Origin of the sequence: Rhabdaerophilum calidifontis, from assembly GCF_008641065.1 — a bacterium.
Taxonomy (GTDB): Bacteria; Pseudomonadota; Alphaproteobacteria; order Rhizobiales; family Beijerinckiaceae; genus Rhabdaerophilum; species Rhabdaerophilum calidifontis.
Genome location: NZ_VTRS01000002.1, coordinates 48,661 through 65,178, shown reverse-complemented (window position 1 = coordinate 65,178; position 16,518 = coordinate 48,661). Strand labels below are relative to the sequence as shown.

The following is a 16,518-nucleotide window of genomic DNA, read 5'->3' as shown; positions in this document are numbered from 1 at the left end:
CCGCTTCCTCATTTCACGACGAATTCGATGCGCCGGTTGCGGGCCTTGTTCTCGGCCGTGTCGTTCGGCGCCACCGGCAGGGTCTGGCCGTAGCCGACGGCCTCGAGCCGGGATGCGGGAACGCCGGCGCGGATCAGATATCCCGCGACGACCTCGGCACGGCGGCGCGACAATTCGGCATTGGCCTGCGGCTGGCCGTCCGAATCCGTATGGCCGGCGATCTCGATCCGCGCGTTGACGCAGCGCAGCGTGACGATGGCGAGCCTGTCGAGCAGCCCGCGCGATTCCGGCGACAGATCCGCCGATCCGGTGCGGAAATGGATGGTGCCGCGCGCGAGCGCCTCCTGATAGAGCAGCTGGCATTCGGGCGCGGCGAGGATCGGCGGCGGCAGCGGCGCGGTCGCAACCTCGATGCGGCTCGCGAACCCGGCCGGGACCTCGCGGCGGAAATCGGCGGCCACCTCCTCGCGCGCGAAATCGAGCAGGGCGAGCCCGCGCAGCGCGGCATCGAGATTCGAGAGCGACAGCGAGGCGCCCGGCGCGAGCCGCGACAGCCCGGCGAGCCCGGCCCGCACCGCGGCGAGGAAATCCGCCGGCGCGCCGATCCCCTCCTGAAGGCGGTCATCGATCGTCTCGCGTTCGAAATGGCGCCGGGCGAAGGCAAGAATCTCGGCGCGGGTCCGGGCATCCGGCACGAAGCCGGAGAGCGCCAGCCCCCCCTCGCTGCGCGTGGCATTGAACAGATAGGGACGGATCGCCCGCGATTCGACCGCGATCTCCGAGATTGTGAAGCCCGGCGGCAGCCGGCCGAGGCCAGCGCGGATGTCATCGGCGGCGATGCTGTCGCCTCCCCGGCCGACGATCGCGATCCTGTCATCGGTCAGCGCGGCGCGGCCGCTCTCGAGCCGCCCGAGTTCGCCGAGGAGGCGGGTGGCGGCGCCGGCCCAATCCCCCGCCGGCGCACCATCGGCAACCCGCAGCGAATCCGTCACCGCGCCGCCCAGCGCCCGCGCCGCGCCGAGGATCGCCGCGCGCGCCGCCTCGCCCGGAACGAAGCCCGACAGGACCAGCCCGCCGGCGCCCTTCTCGGCGGTGAAGGTGAACGGCCGGACGCGCGGGGGGAGAATATCGCCATCCCCAAGCCCGCGCACGACCGTGAAGCCCGCCGGCGGCGCCGCGAGCCGGGCGCGAAGCGCATCGAAGGTGGCGAAATCCGCCGCGCGGCCGGTGAGCGAAAGCATCTGGCCTGAGACGGACAGCGTGCCCTGTTCGAGCCGGGCAAGCTCCGCGAGCCCGAAGGCCGCCGCCGCGCCGAACCCCGCCGGCGCGCCGCGCGCGGGCTTGAGCTGATCGTCGATCACGGCATCGGGCAGGAGGCGGCGCGCCGCCGCCACGAGGGCGGCGGCCTCGCCCGGCGGTGCAAAGCCGCCGAGGCCCAGCCGGGCGCCGTCGCGGATCGCGGTGAAGGTGAAGGGGCTGGCCTCGGCGAGCAGGGTTGTTCCGTCCGCGGCCCGGCGGATCCCGGAGACCTGGCCGGCAAGGGCCTGCGCGGCACCCCGCGCCTTGGAATCGGCAGCCTCCCCGGTGAGGGTCGCATCGCGGCCGGCGAGCACGATCCCGGCCCAGCCATGACCGGCACGGGCGAGCGCGTCGGTGGCGCGGCGGGCGAGATCCGCCTCGACGCCGCCCTGGCGCCACAACGCCGCAAGCACGACGAGAAGCAGGAGGAACGGGAGCCCGAGGCCCCATCGGCGCGGCTGGCACATGCCTGTCTCTCCGTGCTGCCCGGCGCGGAACCCGCGCGATCCGCCGCCTGTCCCTGCGGCGCACAATGTTCACACCGGCCAAGCCGGCGTCAATAGGGCGTAAGACGGGTCGAAAACGAAAAGGGGGGCCGTGAGGCCCCCCGATCCGGTACCAATCCGCAAGGATCGATTAGAAGTCGCGCTGGAAGCGGATACGGCCGACAACGTCCTGGTTGTCGATCGGGCCAGCGTCGATCGACGTGGTGCCCTTGGTGGAGATGTGGCGATAGGCCACTTCCGTGCCGATCAGGAAGCCGGCGACCGGGGTCCAGGCGAGCTGGCCGGCGACGACATAGGTGGTGGCGGTGTTGCCGCCGCCGAACGGATCGTGACGGCCATAGGCACCGCCGAGCGAGGCCGAGACGGTCGGGGTGAAGAAGTACTGCACCGCACCGGCAACCGACCACGAGGTCGTCAGCTTCAGGCCGGCCGCCGTGACGGTCGCGTCGGCAACCGTGAGCGTGCGATCGGCGATCGTGCCCGCGCCGAGGGCGTGGGTGTACGAGGTGGCGCCGCGGCCATACGAGAAGCTCGCCCAGATGTTCGAGCCCTTCGACAGCATCGGCAGGAAGATCTTCGCGCCGGCGGTGAAGGCGTAGCCGAGCTCGGAATCGCCCGTGGTCGAGTTCGAGCCGATGACTTCGCGGACCGCGGCCGCGAGCTTCACTTCACCCCAGCTCTGGTTGCCGGTGATCGCGAAGGTCGCGTCGGGGAGGCGCTGGCCGCCATAGGTGCCGCCGATCAGGATCGTCGAACGGCGGTTCATCGGATCCTCAAGCGCAACGGTGGCCGACCAGCCGCCGCCGAAGTTGAAGGTGTAGCCGATCGAGTTCACATAGGTGATATCCGAGTGGTAGCCACCCCAGTACTGGCCCGAGGTGCCGTAGAACTGGAGCCAGCCATGCTCGAAGGCCGGGGTCACGCGGCCGACGGTGAGGCCGCCGAACTGGATGAAGGCGTACTCGAGCGTCGGGGTCGAGTCGGCGCCGGTGTCGTGGTTGAAGAACGCGCGGACATAGGTGCGGAGCAGGCCGTACTCGGTCGCGGTGCGGTGATCGTAGCCGACATAGCCGCGGGCGCGCCAGCGGAACGCCTGAGCCGCACGGGTCTGCGGGTTATTGTAGATGTAATCGGCGCGGACGCGGCCGATGAGCTTCAGGCACGAGGTGGTGCCCGGAACGACGAAGAAGCCGGCGCCGTAGGTCGGGCAGGTCTTCACATACTCAACAGCCGACGGCTTCTTGACGCCGAGATCGGCAGCCGAGGCGCCCGCGACGGCAACGAGGCCGGCGGCGGAGCCCAGGAGAAGGCTCTTAACGAGCTTCATGGTGTACCTCCAAAGATTTCGAGACCAATCGGGAGTTTGCGAACCTGGCCCCGGAACCCCGGACCCCTACCCGCTTTCCCTTGTCGCCCGCCATTCCCCCGGACCCCCCGAAGAAAAGACAAGCCAGCGACCGGAAACTCCCGTCGCGCTTCGCACCATACTCACGCCGCCCTGCCGTTCAACTCTAGAAGCGCCCCAGGAAAGCGCCCGGCATGGCTTTTCAAACCCATGTTGCGCGAATGCCACGCCCGTTCCACGCACCCCGCCGCGCCTGTGCCGGAACGAGTCGGATTTTAGCGATTTGTTAGGGGATTCGAGGTCGTTGGCGCGTCTTCCGCGCCCGGTTCCGCAGGCGTTTGCGTCGCGATCGCGGCCTGATTCCGGTAGCGATGCACCGCAACCGGGACGAGCGCCGCATAGACCAGGGTGAGCAGGCTCACGGTCTCGAAGGGGTGGCTCACGACCAGCGCCGGAATCACCAGGCAGGCGGCGAGGATCGGAATCACGGATTCGCGCGGCACCGGAGTCTTCAGCCCCTTGCCGGAAAAGGTCGGCAGGCGGGAGATGGTCAGGGCGGTCGTCAGAATCAGCCAGACGAGGATCAGAACCGATTCCCCGAAGAATTGCGGGAGCCCGGCAAGGCTGAGATTGACGGGCAGTATCGCCATCATCGCCCCCGCCGGCGCCGGCACGCCCACGGCATAGGCCTTCTGCCAGGCCGGCCGCTCGGGCGCGTCGAGCGTCACGTTGAACCGCGCGAGGCGCAGCGCCATCGCGAAGGCGAAGAGCAGGCAGGCGAGCCAGCCCGCCGTCTTCAGCGCCTGCAATTGCCAGAAATAGAGGATCAGCGCCGGCGCGCAGCCGAAGCTCACGAAATCGGCGAGCGAATCAAGCTCAGCCCCGAACCGCGACGTGCCTTTGAGCAGCCGCGCGATGCGGCCATCGAGCCCGTCGAGGATCGCCGCACCGAGAATTGCGAGAGCCGCCGCCTCGAGCCGCCCCTCGATCGCGAACCGCACCGCCGTCAGCCCCGCCGCCAGCGCCGCCAGCGTGATCATGTTCGGGATCAGCAGGCGAAGCGGCACCGGCCGAAAACGCCGCTGCGGCGGCTGCGGCTCGGGCTCGAACGGGGGAAAGAGCGGTTCCATCGGCCAGCCTTCAGGAAACGCGGAAATTCCGCTGCGGTTCCGCCGCGGCAAGGTCGCACAGAACGGTCTCGCCGCCAACGGCCCGCTGCCCCTCGGCCACGAGCGGCCGCGCCCCCTCGGGCAGGTAGATATCGGTGCGGCTGCCGAAGCGGATCAGCCCGAAGCGGGCGCCCGGTCCCACCTCCTCGCCCTCGCGGACGAAGCACAGGATGCGCCGCGCGATCAGCCCCGCGATCTGGATGCACGCAACCGGGCCATGGCTGCCCTCGATGACGATGGCATTGCGCTCGTTGTCCTCGCTCGCCTTGTCGAGATCGGCGTTGAGGAACAGGCCGGGGGTATAGACCACCTTGGTGATCCGCCCCGCCACCGGCACGCGGTTGATATGGACGTCGAAGACCGACAGGAAGATGGAGATCCGCAGCCGCGGCGCATCGCCGAGCCCAAGCTCCGCGGGCGGCGGGAACATCCCGATCTGGCTGATCCGGCCATCCGCCGGAGACAGCACCAGCCCCGCGCGCACGGGTGAGACGCGCGGCGGATCGCGGAAGAAATAGGCGACGAAGAGCGGCGCGAGCCAGAACAGCCAGCCGGCCGACGGCAGGATCCAGCCAAGCACGATCGCCGCCGCAATGGCGATGGCGATGAAGAGATAGCCCTCCGGATGTACGGGGACGATGAACTTGCGGATGGAATCAAAGATCGACATGCCGGGTTCCCTGCGGTCGCGACGGGCCGCCTTCGCCTTTCCGGCGGGGGCGCGCGGCCGTCACGAGATTGTGCCGGACCCGTCGGAAGCGGGTCATTTTTCCGCCGCAGGCTTACCCGCAGGATTCGCTCGCCGCAAGCGGAAGCCCCGGCGGGGCGGCTGCATGCGGCCCGGCCGCCTTCGGTGCGCCGGCGCATATCCCGATCAAAGATTTTCCACGTTCGCGTGTTTGTCTCGTCTTTGTCCTGCGACTTTGGTATAGTGAAATGGTCGCGGACAGAAACGGGCCCGAACCCGGCAACGACGACAGGAGGAGCCACCATGGACCACAACCTCGCCTATTCCTGCGTGGGTTACGGTGCCATCCGTGTCCTGCGCGAGCAGCGTCCGGCCGGCGCCCTGCCGCTGCCGGCGAAATACATCCTCGAACAGCCGGATCCGGTGCAGTTCTGCATCGACGCGCTCGGCAGCGACCATCCGGACTGGATCGAGGGCATCGATGCCGAGACCCGGCGCGCCATCCACGAACGGCTGCGCGACGAGGCGCGCCTCGCGCGCGCCAGCCGGAACTGAGCCCCGCCGGGTGGCAGGTTTGCGCCGGATCAGGCCCCGAGATGATGATCAGGCCCCGAGATTCTGCCGCAGGCTCGGCGCCTCGCCGGCCTCGGCGCGCTGCAATGTCTCGCGCGCGACATCGGCCTCGCGCTGCTTGTTCCACATGCCGGCATAGACCCCGCCCAGCGCCAGCAATTCCTCATGCGTGCCGCTTTCGACGATCACGCCCCTGTCCAGGCAGAGGATGCGGTCGGCGTTGACGACGGTGGAAAGCCGGTGCGCGATGACGAGGGTCGAGCGGCCGCGGCTCACCCGTTCCAGCGCGTCCTGGATCTCCTTCTCGGTATAGCTGTCGAGGGCGCTGGTCGCCTCGTCGAGGACCAGGATGGGCGGCCCCTTGAGGATCGTCCGGGCGATGGCGACGCGCTGCTTCTCCCCGCCGGAGAGCTTGAGGCCGCGCTCCCCCACCTGGCTCTCGTAGCCCTCGGGCAGGGAGCGGATGAAGGGATCGATCTGCGCCATGGCCGCCGCCTCCGCCACGGCCTCCTGATCGGCGCCCGCGCGGCCATAGCCGATATTGTAGCGGATCGTGTCGTTGAACAGCACCGTATCCTGCGGGACGATGCCGATCGCCGCGCGCAGGCTCGCCTGCGTCACCGCGCGGATATCCTGCCCGTCGATGGTGATAGCGCCGCCGGAAACATCGTAGAAGCGGAAGAGCAGCCGCGAGATCGTCGATTTTCCGGCGCCCGAAGGGCCGACGATCGCCACCGTGCGCCCCGGCGGCACCTCGAACGAGACCCCGCGCAGGATCGGCCGCTCGGGCGTGTAATGGAAGCTCACATTCTCGAAGCGGATATGCCCGTCGCGCACGGCGAGCGGCCGGGCGGCGGGGTCGTCGCGCACCTCGGCCTCGCGCTTGAGAATGTCGAACATCTGCTCGATATCGACGATCGCCTGCTTGATCTCGCGATAGACCATGCCCATGAAGTTGAGCGGCTGGTAAAGCTGGATCATCAGCGCGTTGATCATCACGAAATGGCCGACGGAATTGCGCCCGGCCACGACATCCGTCGCCGAAAGCGCCATGCACAGCCCCAAGGCCAGGGTGAAGATCACCGCCTGCCCCGTATTGAGGACGGCCAGCGACGTATAGGTCTTGATCGACGCCCGCTCGTAGATGGCGAGGCTGCGGTCATAGCGCGCGGTTTCGCGGGCCTCGGCGCCGAAATATTTCACGGTCTCGAAGTTCAGCAGCGAATCGACCGCCTTGGCATTGGCGTCGGTATCGGATTCGTTCATCTCCTTGCGGATGCGCATCCGCCAGACGGTGGCGACGATCGTAAACCAGAGATAGAGCACGATCATCACCACGACGATCACGACATAGCGCCAGTCGAACTCGATGGCGAAGACCGCGATCACCAGCACGAACTCGACGATGGTCGGGATGAGCGTCATCAACGTCATCCGCGTGATTTCCTCGATGCCGTTGCGGCCGCGCTCGAGCACGCGGGTCAGGCCGCCGGTCTTGCGTTCGAGGTGGAAGCGCAGCGAAAGCCGGTGCATGTGCTTGAAAGTATGGAGCGCAAGCTGGCGCACCGCATGCATCGCCACCCGCGCGAAGAGCCCTTCGCGCAGCTGCGTGAACACCGTCATCAGGATGCGGACAAGGCTGTAGAGCGCCACCGCGAGCAGCGGAGCGCCAATCAGCCAGGGCATGGCCGAAGCGGGATCCGCCCGGCCGCCCGAGGCCACGACCAGTGCATCCGTCGCCCATTTGAACGTGAAGGGCATCAGGATCGTGAAGCCCTTGGCGACGAGGATCAGCGCCAGGCTGCCCGCGATCACCCGCTGGAGATCCGGCCGGTCGGACGGCCAGAAATAGGGGAAGAGCTGCCGCAGGGTGGTAAGGAGCGAGGCATCGCGCCGGACGGACGCGGGCGGGGAATCGGTCACGGATGGCGTCTTTCGGCCTTGGCATCGGGCTGCGCCCGGGGCGGGGGAAGCGCAGTCGCGGGGGATACGGGCACCGCGATGCTGGAGCCCATGCTTCCATTTAGGGATCCGCCTGCGGGCACGGCAAGGGCCGGCCCCGCTTCTCGTTGGAATATTTCCATTCTAGGCCGCACGGTACGGTATTCCCGGCACCTGGATGCGCCGGCGCCTCGGTACCGATAAGCCGGCTCGGCGTTTTCAGGCTTGCCTCGGCGTGGCCGCCCGCCCATCTTCCCGGCGTGGCTCCGACATCGATTCGCTCCGTCTGCGTCTATTGCGGCTCCGGCAACGGCTCCGAACCCGTGTTCCGGGAGGCCGCGGAATCCTTCGGGCGCCTCCTCGCCGAGGCCGGGATCCGGCTTGTCTATGGCGGCGGCTCGCACGGGCTGATGGGCACGGTCGCGCGTGCGGTGATCGCGCATGGCGGGCATGTCACCGGCATCATTCCCAGCTTCCTCAAGGCGCGCGAACTCATGCTCGAGAATGCGCAGGAGATGATCGTCGTCGGCGACATGCACGAGCGCAAGCGCCTGATGTTCGAACGCTCCGACGCCTTCGTGGCGCTGCCGGGCGGCATCGGCACGCTCGAGGAACTGGTCGAGCAGCTGACCTGGGCGCAGCTCGGCCAGCACCAGAAGCCGATCCTTCTCGCCAATATCGCGAATTTCTGGAAACCGTTGCTGGTGCTGCTCGCCCATATGCGCGAGTTTCACTTCATCCGTCCGGGGCTTGAGGTGCATTATCTCGTCGCGGAGCAGGTCGGGGACGTCCTGCCGATGCTGAGGCAGGCCGTGGCGATGCGCAGCCGCCAGCCGGCCTGAACCCGCCCCGTATCCGCACCCGATACCGGCGCTTGCGCACGCCGCGCCGCTGCGCGATGAATGGCGCGGCGGGCGCGATGCGCCCGCAGGGCATGCGAAAGCAGGGGAGTGCGGCATGATTTCGAAATCCGGGCTTGCGCTGATCGGCGCGCTTCTCGTGCTCGGCCCGGTCGGGCCCGGCAACGCCGTGGCGCAGCAGGCCCCGGCCGCCGAACCCGCCGCGCCGGCGCCGCGTGCGGCGCAGCGGCGGACCCCGCCGAAAAACGCCGCCGAAGTGGTGTTCGTGAACGGGCGCCAAGGCGTGCTGGTCGAGGCAGCGGTGACGAACGCCGCCGGCAAGGCCGTGGCGCGGCTGAAGCGGCCGCTGGAGCCGGGCAAGCGCGCGGCGTTCAAGCTGCCGGCGAAGGCGGGCTGCGTCTTCGCGGTCAGCGCCGCCTTCTCGGACGAGGCGAGTTTCGACCAGGGCGAGGTCAATCTCTGCGCCGACAAGGTGGTGCGCTTCGTCGATTGAGCCGGCCGCCGGCATCAGCCCCCGTGGCGGCCTCACTCGGCCGCCGGCATCAGCCCCTGTGGCGGCCTCACTCGGCCGCCACCTGCGCCCGCATCAGCTTGTAGACGATCGAATCCGTCAGCGCCTGGAACGAGGCGTCGATGATGTTCGAGGACACGCCGACCGTTGTCCAGCTCTCGCCCGCTTCGTCGGTGGAATCGATCAGCACCCGCGTCACGGCATCGGTGCCGCCCTGGAAGATGCGGACCTTGAAATCGCTGAGCTTCAAACCTCGGATATGGCTCTGGTAGCGGCCGAGATCCTTGCGCAGCGCCTTGTCGAGCGCGTTGACCGGGCCATCGCCCTCTGCGGCCGAAATCAGCGTCCGATCCCCGACCCGCACCTTGACGATCGCCTCCGAGAAGCTGACGAGATCGCCGCGCGCGTTGAAGCGGCGCTCGACATTGACCTTGAACCGCTCGACCGTGAAGAATTCCGGCACGCGGCCGAGCAGGCGCTGGGCGAGAAGATAGAAGCTCGCATCCGCGCCCTCGTAGGAATAGCCCTGCGCCTCCTTCTCCTTGACCTCCTCGAGAAGGCGCGCGAGGCGCGGGTCGTTCTTCTCCACGGCAACGCCGAGCCGTTCCAGCTCCGCGAGCACGTTGGAGCGCCCGGCCTGGGTCGAGACCAGAACCTGCCGCCGGTTGCCCACCCGCTCCGGCTCGACATGCTCGTAGGTCTTGGGATCCTTGATGAGCGCCGAGGCGTGGATCCCGGCCTTGGTGGCGAAGGCCGATGCGCCGACATAAGGGGCCTGCCGGTTCGGCACCCGGTTCAGCAGTTCGTCGAAGGCGCGCGACAGCGCCGAGAGGCCGGCCAGCGCCGCATCGCTGACGCCGGTCTCGAAGCGCCCGGCAAATTCCGGCTTGAGTTTCAGCGTCGGGATCAGCGTCACGAGATTGGCATTGCCGCAGCGCTCGCCGAGGCCGTTCAGCGTGCCCTGGATCTGCCGCGCGCCGGCGCGCACGGCGGCGAGCGAATTCGCCACCGCCTGCCCGGTATCGTCATGCGCGTGGATGCCGAGCCGGATGCCCGGAATTTCGGCGAGCATGTCGGCGACGATCCGCTCGACCTCGTGCGGCAGCGTGCCGCCATTGGTGTCGCAGAGCACCACCCATTCCGCCCCCGCCTGGTGCGCGGCGCGTGCGCAGGCAAGCGCATAGGCCCGGTTGGCCTTGTAGCCGTCGAAGAAATGCTCGCAATCGACAAGCGCGCGCTTGCCGGCGCCGCGGGCGGCCCGCACCGAATCGCGGATGGCGTCGAGATTCTCGTCGAGCGTGCAGCCCAACGCGGTCTCGACGTGGAAATCCCAGCTTTTCGCGACGAAACAGATCGCCCGCCCCCCGGCCTGAAGCAGGGCGGCAAGGCCGGGATCGTTGGCGGCCGAGATGCCGGCCCGCTTCGTCATGCCGAAGGCGGTGAAGCAGGCGCGCATCTCCGGCGGTTTCTCGAAGAAGCGCGTATCGACCGGATTCGCGCCGGGATAGCCGCCCTCGATGAAATCGACCCCCAGCCGGTCGAGCATGCCGGCGATCCTCACCTTGTCGGCGAGGGAGAAATCGACGCCGGTGGTCTGCGCCCCGTCGCGCAGCGTGGTGTCGAACAGGTAGAGGCGCTCGCGGGCGGGAGAGGACGGGCTCATCGCTTCACCTCCCAGGTGGTGACCGGGTTTCCGGCCTCGTCCTTGCCGTCCTTGAGCGCGATGCCCATCGCGGCAAGTTCGTCGCGGATCCGGTCGCTCTCGGCCCAGTTCTTCGCGGCGCGGGCGGCGAGGCGAGCGGCAATGCGACGCTCGATCCCGGCCGCGTCGAGCCCGGAGGGCAACACCGCACGCCCGCGCGGTGGAATGCCGAGCCAGGCGAGAGATTCCCCGAGGGCAGCAACCGCGCCGGCCTTGCGCAGGCCGTGCAGCGCCGCAACCATGCCCGGCGTGTTGAGATCGTCGAGCAGCGGCTCGATGACGGAGGGATGCGGCACAGGCGCAGGGGCGACCGTCGTGCCCCCGCAAGCTGCCGAGAGCCCGTCGAGTTCGCGATCCACCTCGTCGAGGCCGCGCATGGTCCAGTCGATCGGCTGGCGATACTGCGTCTTCAGCATCGCGAATCGCAGGGCATCGCCGGGCCATTTGCGGCCGCCGAATTTCGTCGTGCCGAGCAATTCGTTGATCGTCACGAAATTCCCGAGGCTCTTGGACATCTTCTGCCCTTCGACCTGCAGGAACCCGTTATGCATCCAGATATTCGCCATCCGCTCCGTGCCGAAGGCGCAGCAGGATTGCGCGATCTCGTTCTCGTGATGGGGGAAGACGAGATCGATGCCGCCGGCATGGATGTCGAACGTGTTCCTGAGCGGATCGTCGCAGGAGAGCCCGCCGCCGAAAGGTTCGAGGAGCTTGGCCATCGACATAGCCGAGCATTCGATATGCCAGCCCGGCCGGCCGGAGCCCGCGATGCCGCAAGGGCTCTCCCAGCCCGGCTCGTCCGCACCCGAGGGCTTCCAGAGCACGAAATCGGTCGGCCCGCGCTTGTAGGGCGCGACATCGACGCGGGCGCCGGCGATCATCTCGTCGAGGCTCCGGTTCGCCAGGGCGCCGTAGCGCGGCAGCCTGCCGGCGTGTTCGTTCATCGCCTCGGGCGAGAACAGCACATGGCCCTGCGCGACATAGGCGAACCCCCTGGCCACCAGCCGCTCGCAGAGCGCCTTCATGCCCTCGATATGCTCGGTCGCGCGCGGCTGATGCGTGGGTTCGAGGCAGCCGAGCGCCGTCACATCCGCCTGGAACTGCGCGTTGGTCTCCTCGGTCAGGCGGCGGATCGCGGCATTGGCCGGCAGGTCCGGGTATTTCTCGGCGGCGCGCGCGTTGATCTTGTCGTCCACATCCGTGATGTTGCGGGTATAGACGACGTTCTCCGGCCCGTAGACGTGCCGCAGCAGGCGGAACAGCACGTCGAACACGATCACCGGCCGCGCATTGCCGATATGCGCGAAATCATAGACCGTGGGGCCGCACACATACATGCGCACCAGGGGCTTGCCGGTCGCGGGGTTGAGCGCGAGCGGTTCGAGCGTATCCTTCCGCCGCGTCAGCGTGTTGTAGAGCCTCACCGCCGTCATCCTGCACCCCCGTTCGAGGCGCCGCCGCTCGCCGGGGGCGCTTCTCGGGTTTGACCTTGGAGGGTGAACGAGAGGCGGGCCAGCGAGCGTTGCGCGCTAGCCACAAATCACAATCGCAATCGCGGGGCGACCGTTCCTTTGCATGAAACCTTCTTGCTTCAGCCGCAATCGCGCGTCAAGCGGGCGGTCCGCGCGGCCCGGCCGCCGGAAGGCGGGCGAAAGGGTTGCCGCGCCTTTCGCTGGCAAGCCTCTGGCATCGCGGCCTGTGCGGTTCCGCACCGGCATTCCGTCAACCAGACCTTAACGCTTTGAACCGAGGATCGGGCGGTTCCGTTCAACCGCGTCGCTTCAAGGGGCCTGCCATGCGCCTGCGCATCAGCATTCTCGCCGCCATCGTCGCCGCGGTCGCGGCCGCGATCATCATCGCCGCCTCGGGGAACGAAACCGTCGCGCGCGCCAAGCAGCAGGACTTCATCGTCGCCGGCTCGGACGGCTACGGCACGCAGGAATGCCTCGCCCGCCGCTCGGATTGCGGGCGGATCGTGGCCGATGCCTGGTGCGAGGCCAAGGGCTTCAAGGCCGCCAGCGCCTATCGCCAGCTCGACCGCGACGAGATCACCGGCTCGGCCGGAACCAGCCAGGGCAAGCCCGTCGAGAGCTTCCTGATCTCGTGCCGGAACTGACGCGCACCCGGGACGGCCGCGCCGTCGCACCCGCCCTCATTTCAGCCAATCCCGGCACTGGACCGGCTCCTGCCCGCCCCAGGGCATGATCGGGACGGTGGAGGTGGAATTCTTCGGGCTGCCCTCGATCAGCTTGTCGGAATAGACGAGATAGACCAGCACGTTGCGCTTCACGTCGCAGCCGCGCACGATCTGCATGCGCTTGAAGAGCAGCGAACGCGATTGCCGGAACATCACCTCGCCCTGCTCGACCTTGGCGCGGAACTTCACCGGCCCGACCTGCCGGCAGGCGAGCGAGATATCGGACACCTCCTCGGCGAGCCCGAGACCGCCGGCGACGCCGCCTTTCTCGGGCACGGTGTAATGGCAGGCGACCCCCTCGATGTCGGGATCGTCGATCGCGTAGGTCGCGAGCTTGTCGTCCGGCGTGAGGAAGCGGAAGACGGTCGATTTCTTGAAGATCAGGTCCGGCGATTGGGCCGAAGCCGAGCCAGCCCCCAGCCCGAACGCCGCCGCAGCAAGCAGCGCAGATGCAACAGCAGCACGAAACATGGGTGACCTCTTCGATGATCCGATACGCCCTGAGATAATGTTCCGGAGCGACGGAAGGAAGACGGCTCTCGCCGCGGTTCTCGTGCGATCGCGGATCGGCGCTATGTGTAGGCCGCCACAACCAGCGTGAGCGCGATCAGCAAGCCCGGCGCGGCGCCGATGGCGAAGGCCCGCGCGAAAAGCCGCGCTCGCCCGGTGCGGAACAGGAACAGCGGCACCACCGCCAGCGTGACCTCGAACAGAAACGTCCCCCAGATCAGCGGCTCCCAGAACGAGCGTGAAGAATTCGCGATGAGGAGGGCCAGGGCGCCAAGCGCCACGATGAGCCCCGATACAAGACCGGTGATCCCGACAAGCGACATGGCGACATAGGGCGTGCGCGACTCAGTTCCGCTCATGGGATCATGGCCGCACGGGCGGCGGCAATCGCCTCGCGCAGAACCGCCTCGTCGCCGATATGGTTCGCCAGCAGCAGCACCAGGCGCGCATCCAGCGCCGCCGCCGCCTCGGGGGAGAGGCCGCGCCGCGCTTCGATCAGCAGGCGGAAGGCGCGGTCGGGATCGGAAAGCCGCGATTCGGCCACAAGACCTCCGCCCGCCGCCGCGCCTGCATCCTCACGCATCCGTCCCTCCTTCACACCGCCCCGTCATCGCAGGGCCCCAGGCCAGCCTTGCCGCGCGCACGGCGCAGGGCGGCGCGGATCGCGGCCTTGTCCGCCGCGGCGAACCGCGCCGCGACATGCGCGTCCGGCCGGATGAGATAGGCGGTGCCCGGCGCCAGCGCGAAGCGCCGCGCGAGATCGCCGGCCGGATCGCCGACGCCGCCCTCCCCGGCCGCCAGCACCGCCACACCGGGCGGAGCGAGCCGCGCGGTGGCGTCATCGCCGGCGAGCAGCGTGAAATCCGCGCCGAGCCGTTCCGAGAGATGGCCCGCGCCGAGCCGGGCATCGGGGATCGGCGCGCCGGGCGCCGGGCCACCCGCCCAGGGCGCGTCATCCGGGGTCGAGAGCGGCGATTCGCGATAGGAAGAGGGGGTCGAGAGCCGCCCCGAATTCACCATGCGCTTGGCGAAGGCATGGTTGCGGGCGAGCGCCAGCGCCGCGTCGCGCAGCACGCGCTCGGCCGCGGATTGCGGCGCGATGAAATCGGTCGAGCGCGTCGAATGGGCGATGTTCTCGTCCGCGGCCTGGCCGCGCTCGATGTCATAGGTGAAGAGCAAGCTTTCCGGGCTGTCGCCGTCGAGGATCGCGGCGAGCTTCCAGGCGAGGTTCTCGGCGTCCTGGATGCCGGAATTGGCGCCGCGCGCGCCGAAGGGCGAAACCTGATGCGCGGCATCCCCCGCGAAGATCACCCGTCCATGCAGGAACGCCGCGAGCCGCAGGCAGCGGAACCGGTAGATCGACACCCATTCGAGGCTGAAATCGTCATGCCCGAGCATGGCGCGCAGCCGGGGGCGGACATTCTCCGGCCGCTTCTCCGCCTCGGCATCGGCTGTGGCGGGGAGTTGCAGGTCGATCCGCCAGATATCGTCCGGCTGGCGATGGAGCAGGGCGGAGCCGCCGGGATGGAAGGGCGGATCGAACCAGAACCAGCGTTCGGTGGGAAAATCCGCCCGCATCCGCACATCGGCGATCAGGAACTGCTCCTCGAAGACCTCGCCGGCGAAATCGAGCCCCAGCATGGCCCGCAGCGGTGAGCGGGCGCCGTCGCAGGCGACGACGTAATCCGCCTCGATCCGGTAGGGGCCGTCGGGCGTCTCGATCGTCAGCCGCGCCCCCGCGCCGCCCGGATCCAGGGCGACGACCCGGTTATTCCAGCGCAGATCGAGATTGTCGAGCGCCGCCGCGCGATCCACCAGCGCCTTCTCGACCACGAATTGCTGGATGTTGATGAAGGCCGGCATCTTGTGGCCCTCCTCCGGCAGCAGGTCGAACGCATAGAGTTCGCCCTCGCCCTGGAAGACGCGCCCCCGGCTCCAGGACACGCCCTCCGCCACCAGCGGCCCGGCAATGCCGAGCCGGTCGAAGATTTCGAGCGTCTTCTTGGCGAAGCAGATGGCGCGGCTGCCCTCGCCGATGCGGTCCGAATCGTCGAGCAGCACCACCCGCTGCCCGCGCTGCGCGAGGTCGATCGCGAGGGAAAGCCCTACCGGCCCGGCGCCCACCACCACGACCGGATGATGCGCGGGCGCGGCGCGGGCCTGATCCGGCGATTTCACATAGGAGAAAACGGCATAAGGCGCATTCATGACCGGCAACTCCCCTGCCCGATCCTCCGCCGCGGCTCCGGCACCCTCATCCCTGCAACCGCGCCCACATCTCGCGATCCCGCTCGGCGGTCCAGATGACGGGATGGTCGATGCCGCGCGCCTCGTCATAGGCGCGCGAGACGTTGAAGGGCAGGCAATGCTCGTAGATCGCATAGGCGCCGAACGGCCCGTCCATCGCGGCGCGGACATCGGCGAAGGCGGCCTTCAGCGTCTTGCCGGCCGCAACCGCGCGCTGCACCGTGCCGTAGAGCGTTTCAAGAAAGTCGGTCGTGCCGGCGATGGCGGCGGCAACCTTGTCCCGGCCGACCAGCGCATCACCCCGCCCCGGCACCAGCGCCACCGGATCATGCGCCGCGAGCCGTTTGAGCGTCTCCGGCCAATCGGCGAAATGCGCGTCGCCGCAATAGCAGGCGGATCGGTATTCCACGAGATCGCCCGAGAACATCACCCCCGCATCGGGCACGAAGGCGATCGTGTCACCGGCCGTATGACCGCGCCCGAGATGCTTGAGCCGGACCTCGCGCCTGCCGAGCCAAACCGACATCTCGCGCTCGAACGTGATCGTCGGCCAGGTGAGGCCGGGGATCGTCTCCTTGCCGCGGAACAGCCGGGGAAAGCGGCCGATCTCGGAATCCATGTCCTGGAGGCCGCGCTCGACGATGAGGTCTCGCGTCGCATCCGAGGCGAGGATCGCCTTCGCATCACGATAGGCCGAGGCGCCGAGCACGCGCACTGCGTGGTAATGCGAGAGCACGACATGGGTGATCGGCTTGTCCGTCACGCTCCGCACGCGCGCGATCACCGCCTCGGCCATGGCGGGGGTCGCCTGCGCGTCGACGATCAGCACGCCCTCGTCGCCGACGACCACGCCGGTATTGGGATCGCCCTCGGCGGTGAAGGCATAGAGCCCGGGGCCGATCTCGGCGAAGGTGATCGTCTTCTCGGCGAGATCCGCCTGCGACGCGAAAGCCGGTCCGTTCATTATCCC

General features: G+C 68.6%; 15 protein-coding genes and 1 pseudogene. 4 read left to right on the top strand and 12 right to left on the bottom strand.

Features of this window, described 5'->3' with window-relative positions:
• Window positions 1-8 precede the first annotated feature (8 nt).
• From FWJ24_RS05005 to FWJ24_RS04990, 4 genes and pseudogenes are all read right to left on the bottom strand, one after another.
• A complete protein-coding gene (locus FWJ24_RS05005; RefSeq protein WP_150286719.1) occupies window positions 9-1,766 on the bottom strand; it encodes an OmpA family protein in 1,758 nt (585 codons plus the stop codon).
• A 169-nt stretch (window positions 1,767-1,935) separates the two neighbouring features.
• A complete protein-coding gene (locus FWJ24_RS05000) occupies window positions 1,936-3,132 on the bottom strand; it encodes a porin (protein ID WP_150286718.1) in 1,197 nt (398 codons plus the stop codon).
• Between the two features lie 293 nt (window positions 3,133-3,425).
• Entirely contained in the window at window positions 3,426-4,280 is an 855-nt protein-coding gene (locus FWJ24_RS04995) for a CDP-alcohol phosphatidyltransferase family protein (RefSeq protein WP_150286717.1), read from the bottom strand.
• 10 nt (window positions 4,281-4,290) lie between these two features.
• Window positions 4,291-5,004: pseudogene (locus FWJ24_RS04990) on the bottom strand (phosphatidylserine decarboxylase); the annotation flags it as partial.
• Between the two features lie 306 nt (window positions 5,005-5,310).
• On the opposite strand from FWJ24_RS04990, the gene FWJ24_RS04985 reads away from it, so the two are divergent.
• Window positions 5,311-5,562: a hypothetical protein gene (locus FWJ24_RS04985; RefSeq protein WP_150286715.1), complete on the top strand. Its 252-nt coding sequence runs from the start codon at window positions 5,311-5,313 to the stop codon at window positions 5,560-5,562.
• A gap of 48 nt (window positions 5,563-5,610) precedes the next feature.
• On the opposite strand, the gene FWJ24_RS04980 is transcribed toward FWJ24_RS04985, so the two are convergent.
• Window positions 5,611-7,503: an ABCB family ABC transporter ATP-binding protein/permease gene (locus tag FWJ24_RS04980; RefSeq protein ID WP_150286714.1), complete on the bottom strand. Its 1,893-nt coding sequence runs from the start codon at window positions 7,501-7,503 to the stop codon at window positions 5,611-5,613.
• Window positions 7,504-7,781: 278 nt separating this feature from the next.
• Here FWJ24_RS04980 and FWJ24_RS04975 point away from each other — a divergent pair, with 278 nt between their 5' ends.
• Both FWJ24_RS04975 and FWJ24_RS04970 read left to right on the top strand, forming a co-directional pair.
• A complete protein-coding gene (locus FWJ24_RS04975) occupies window positions 7,782-8,363 on the top strand; it encodes an LOG family protein (RefSeq protein ID WP_150286713.1) in 582 nt (193 codons plus the stop codon).
• Between the two features lie 115 nt (window positions 8,364-8,478).
• Window positions 8,479-8,874, top strand: coding sequence for a hypothetical protein (locus FWJ24_RS04970; protein WP_150286712.1), 396 nt, complete (start codon window positions 8,479-8,481; stop codon window positions 8,872-8,874).
• 67 nt (window positions 8,875-8,941) lie between these two features.
• Here FWJ24_RS04970 and cimA read toward each other — a convergent pair whose 3' ends face one another.
• Both cimA and cysS read right to left on the bottom strand, forming a co-directional pair.
• On the bottom strand, window positions 8,942-10,555 hold the full coding sequence (gene cimA / locus FWJ24_RS04965; RefSeq protein WP_150286711.1) for a citramalate synthase: 1,614 nt from the start codon (window positions 10,553-10,555) through the stop codon (window positions 8,942-8,944).
• Complete coding sequence (gene cysS / locus FWJ24_RS04960) at window positions 10,552-12,027, bottom strand: cysteine--tRNA ligase (protein ID WP_150286710.1); 1,476 nt, start codon at window positions 12,025-12,027, stop codon at window positions 10,552-10,554. Before cysS ends, cimA begins: the two co-directional genes overlap by 4 nt.
• Window positions 12,028-12,389: 362 nt before the next feature.
• Here cysS and FWJ24_RS04955 point away from each other — a divergent pair, with 362 nt between their 5' ends.
• Window positions 12,390-12,710, top strand: coding sequence for a hypothetical protein (locus FWJ24_RS04955; protein ID WP_150286709.1), 321 nt, complete (start codon window positions 12,390-12,392; stop codon window positions 12,708-12,710).
• A 36-nt stretch (window positions 12,711-12,746) separates the two neighbouring features.
• On the opposite strand, the gene FWJ24_RS04950 is transcribed toward FWJ24_RS04955, so the two are convergent.
• The 5 genes from FWJ24_RS04950 to FWJ24_RS04930 form a co-directional block, all read right to left on the bottom strand.
• Window positions 12,747-13,262 (bottom strand): CreA family protein, encoded by a 516-nt coding sequence (locus FWJ24_RS04950; RefSeq protein ID WP_150286708.1) that lies wholly within the window; start codon window positions 13,260-13,262, stop codon window positions 12,747-12,749.
• Between the two features lie 101 nt (window positions 13,263-13,363).
• On the bottom strand, window positions 13,364-13,660 hold the full coding sequence (locus tag FWJ24_RS04945) for a hypothetical protein (protein ID WP_150286707.1): 297 nt from the start codon (window positions 13,658-13,660) through the stop codon (window positions 13,364-13,366).
• On the bottom strand, window positions 13,657-13,884 hold the full coding sequence (locus FWJ24_RS04940; RefSeq protein ID WP_150286706.1) for a DUF2783 domain-containing protein: 228 nt from the start codon (window positions 13,882-13,884) through the stop codon (window positions 13,657-13,659). The genes FWJ24_RS04945 and FWJ24_RS04940 overlap by 4 nt, the downstream gene beginning before the upstream one ends.
• A gap of 11 nt (window positions 13,885-13,895) precedes the next feature.
• Complete coding sequence (locus tag FWJ24_RS04935) at window positions 13,896-15,509, bottom strand: FAD-dependent oxidoreductase (protein WP_150286705.1); 1,614 nt, start codon at window positions 15,507-15,509, stop codon at window positions 13,896-13,898.
• Window positions 15,510-15,555: 46 nt separating this feature from the next.
• Entirely contained in the window at window positions 15,556-16,512 is a 957-nt protein-coding gene (locus tag FWJ24_RS04930; protein WP_150286704.1) for an MBL fold metallo-hydrolase, read from the bottom strand.
• Between the last annotated feature and the right edge of the window lie 6 nt (window positions 16,513-16,518).

What these genes read in the sequence shown, in the direction of transcription:
- FWJ24_RS05005 (WP_150286719.1), bottom strand. Translation starts at nt 1,766, where the DNA reads ATGTGCCAGCCGCGCCGATGGGGCCTCGGGCTCCCGTTCCTCCTGCTT.
- FWJ24_RS05000 (WP_150286718.1), bottom strand. Translation starts at nt 3,132, where the DNA reads ATGAAGCTCGTTAAGAGCCTTCTCCTGGGCTCCGCCGCCGGCCTCGTT.
- FWJ24_RS04995 (WP_150286717.1), bottom strand. Translation starts at nt 4,280, where the DNA reads ATGGAACCGCTCTTTCCCCCGTTCGAGCCCGAGCCGCAGCCGCCGCAG.
- FWJ24_RS04985 (WP_150286715.1), top strand. Translation starts at nt 5,311, where the DNA reads ATGGACCACAACCTCGCCTATTCCTGCGTGGGTTACGGTGCCATCCGT.
- FWJ24_RS04970 (WP_150286712.1), top strand. Translation starts at nt 8,479, where the DNA reads ATGATTTCGAAATCCGGGCTTGCGCTGATCGGCGCGCTTCTCGTGCTC.
- cimA (WP_150286711.1), bottom strand. Translation starts at nt 10,555, where the DNA reads ATGAGCCCGTCCTCTCCCGCCCGCGAGCGCCTCTACCTGTTCGACACC.
- cysS (WP_150286710.1), bottom strand. Translation starts at nt 12,027, where the DNA reads ATGACGGCGGTGAGGCTCTACAACACGCTGACGCGGCGGAAGGATACG.
- FWJ24_RS04955 (WP_150286709.1), top strand. Translation starts at nt 12,390, where the DNA reads ATGCGCCTGCGCATCAGCATTCTCGCCGCCATCGTCGCCGCGGTCGCG.
- FWJ24_RS04950 (WP_150286708.1), bottom strand. Translation starts at nt 13,262, where the DNA reads ATGTTTCGTGCTGCTGTTGCATCTGCGCTGCTTGCTGCGGCGGCGTTC.
- FWJ24_RS04945 (WP_150286707.1), bottom strand. Translation starts at nt 13,660, where the DNA reads ATGAGCGGAACTGAGTCGCGCACGCCCTATGTCGCCATGTCGCTTGTC.
- FWJ24_RS04940 (WP_150286706.1), bottom strand. Translation starts at nt 13,884, where the DNA reads ATGCGTGAGGATGCAGGCGCGGCGGCGGGCGGAGGTCTTGTGGCCGAA.
- FWJ24_RS04935 (WP_150286705.1), bottom strand. Translation starts at nt 15,509, where the DNA reads ATGAATGCGCCTTATGCCGTTTTCTCCTATGTGAAATCGCCGGATCAG.
- FWJ24_RS04930 (WP_150286704.1), bottom strand. Translation starts at nt 16,512, where the DNA reads ATGAACGGACCGGCTTTCGCGTCGCAGGCGGATCTCGCCGAGAAGACG.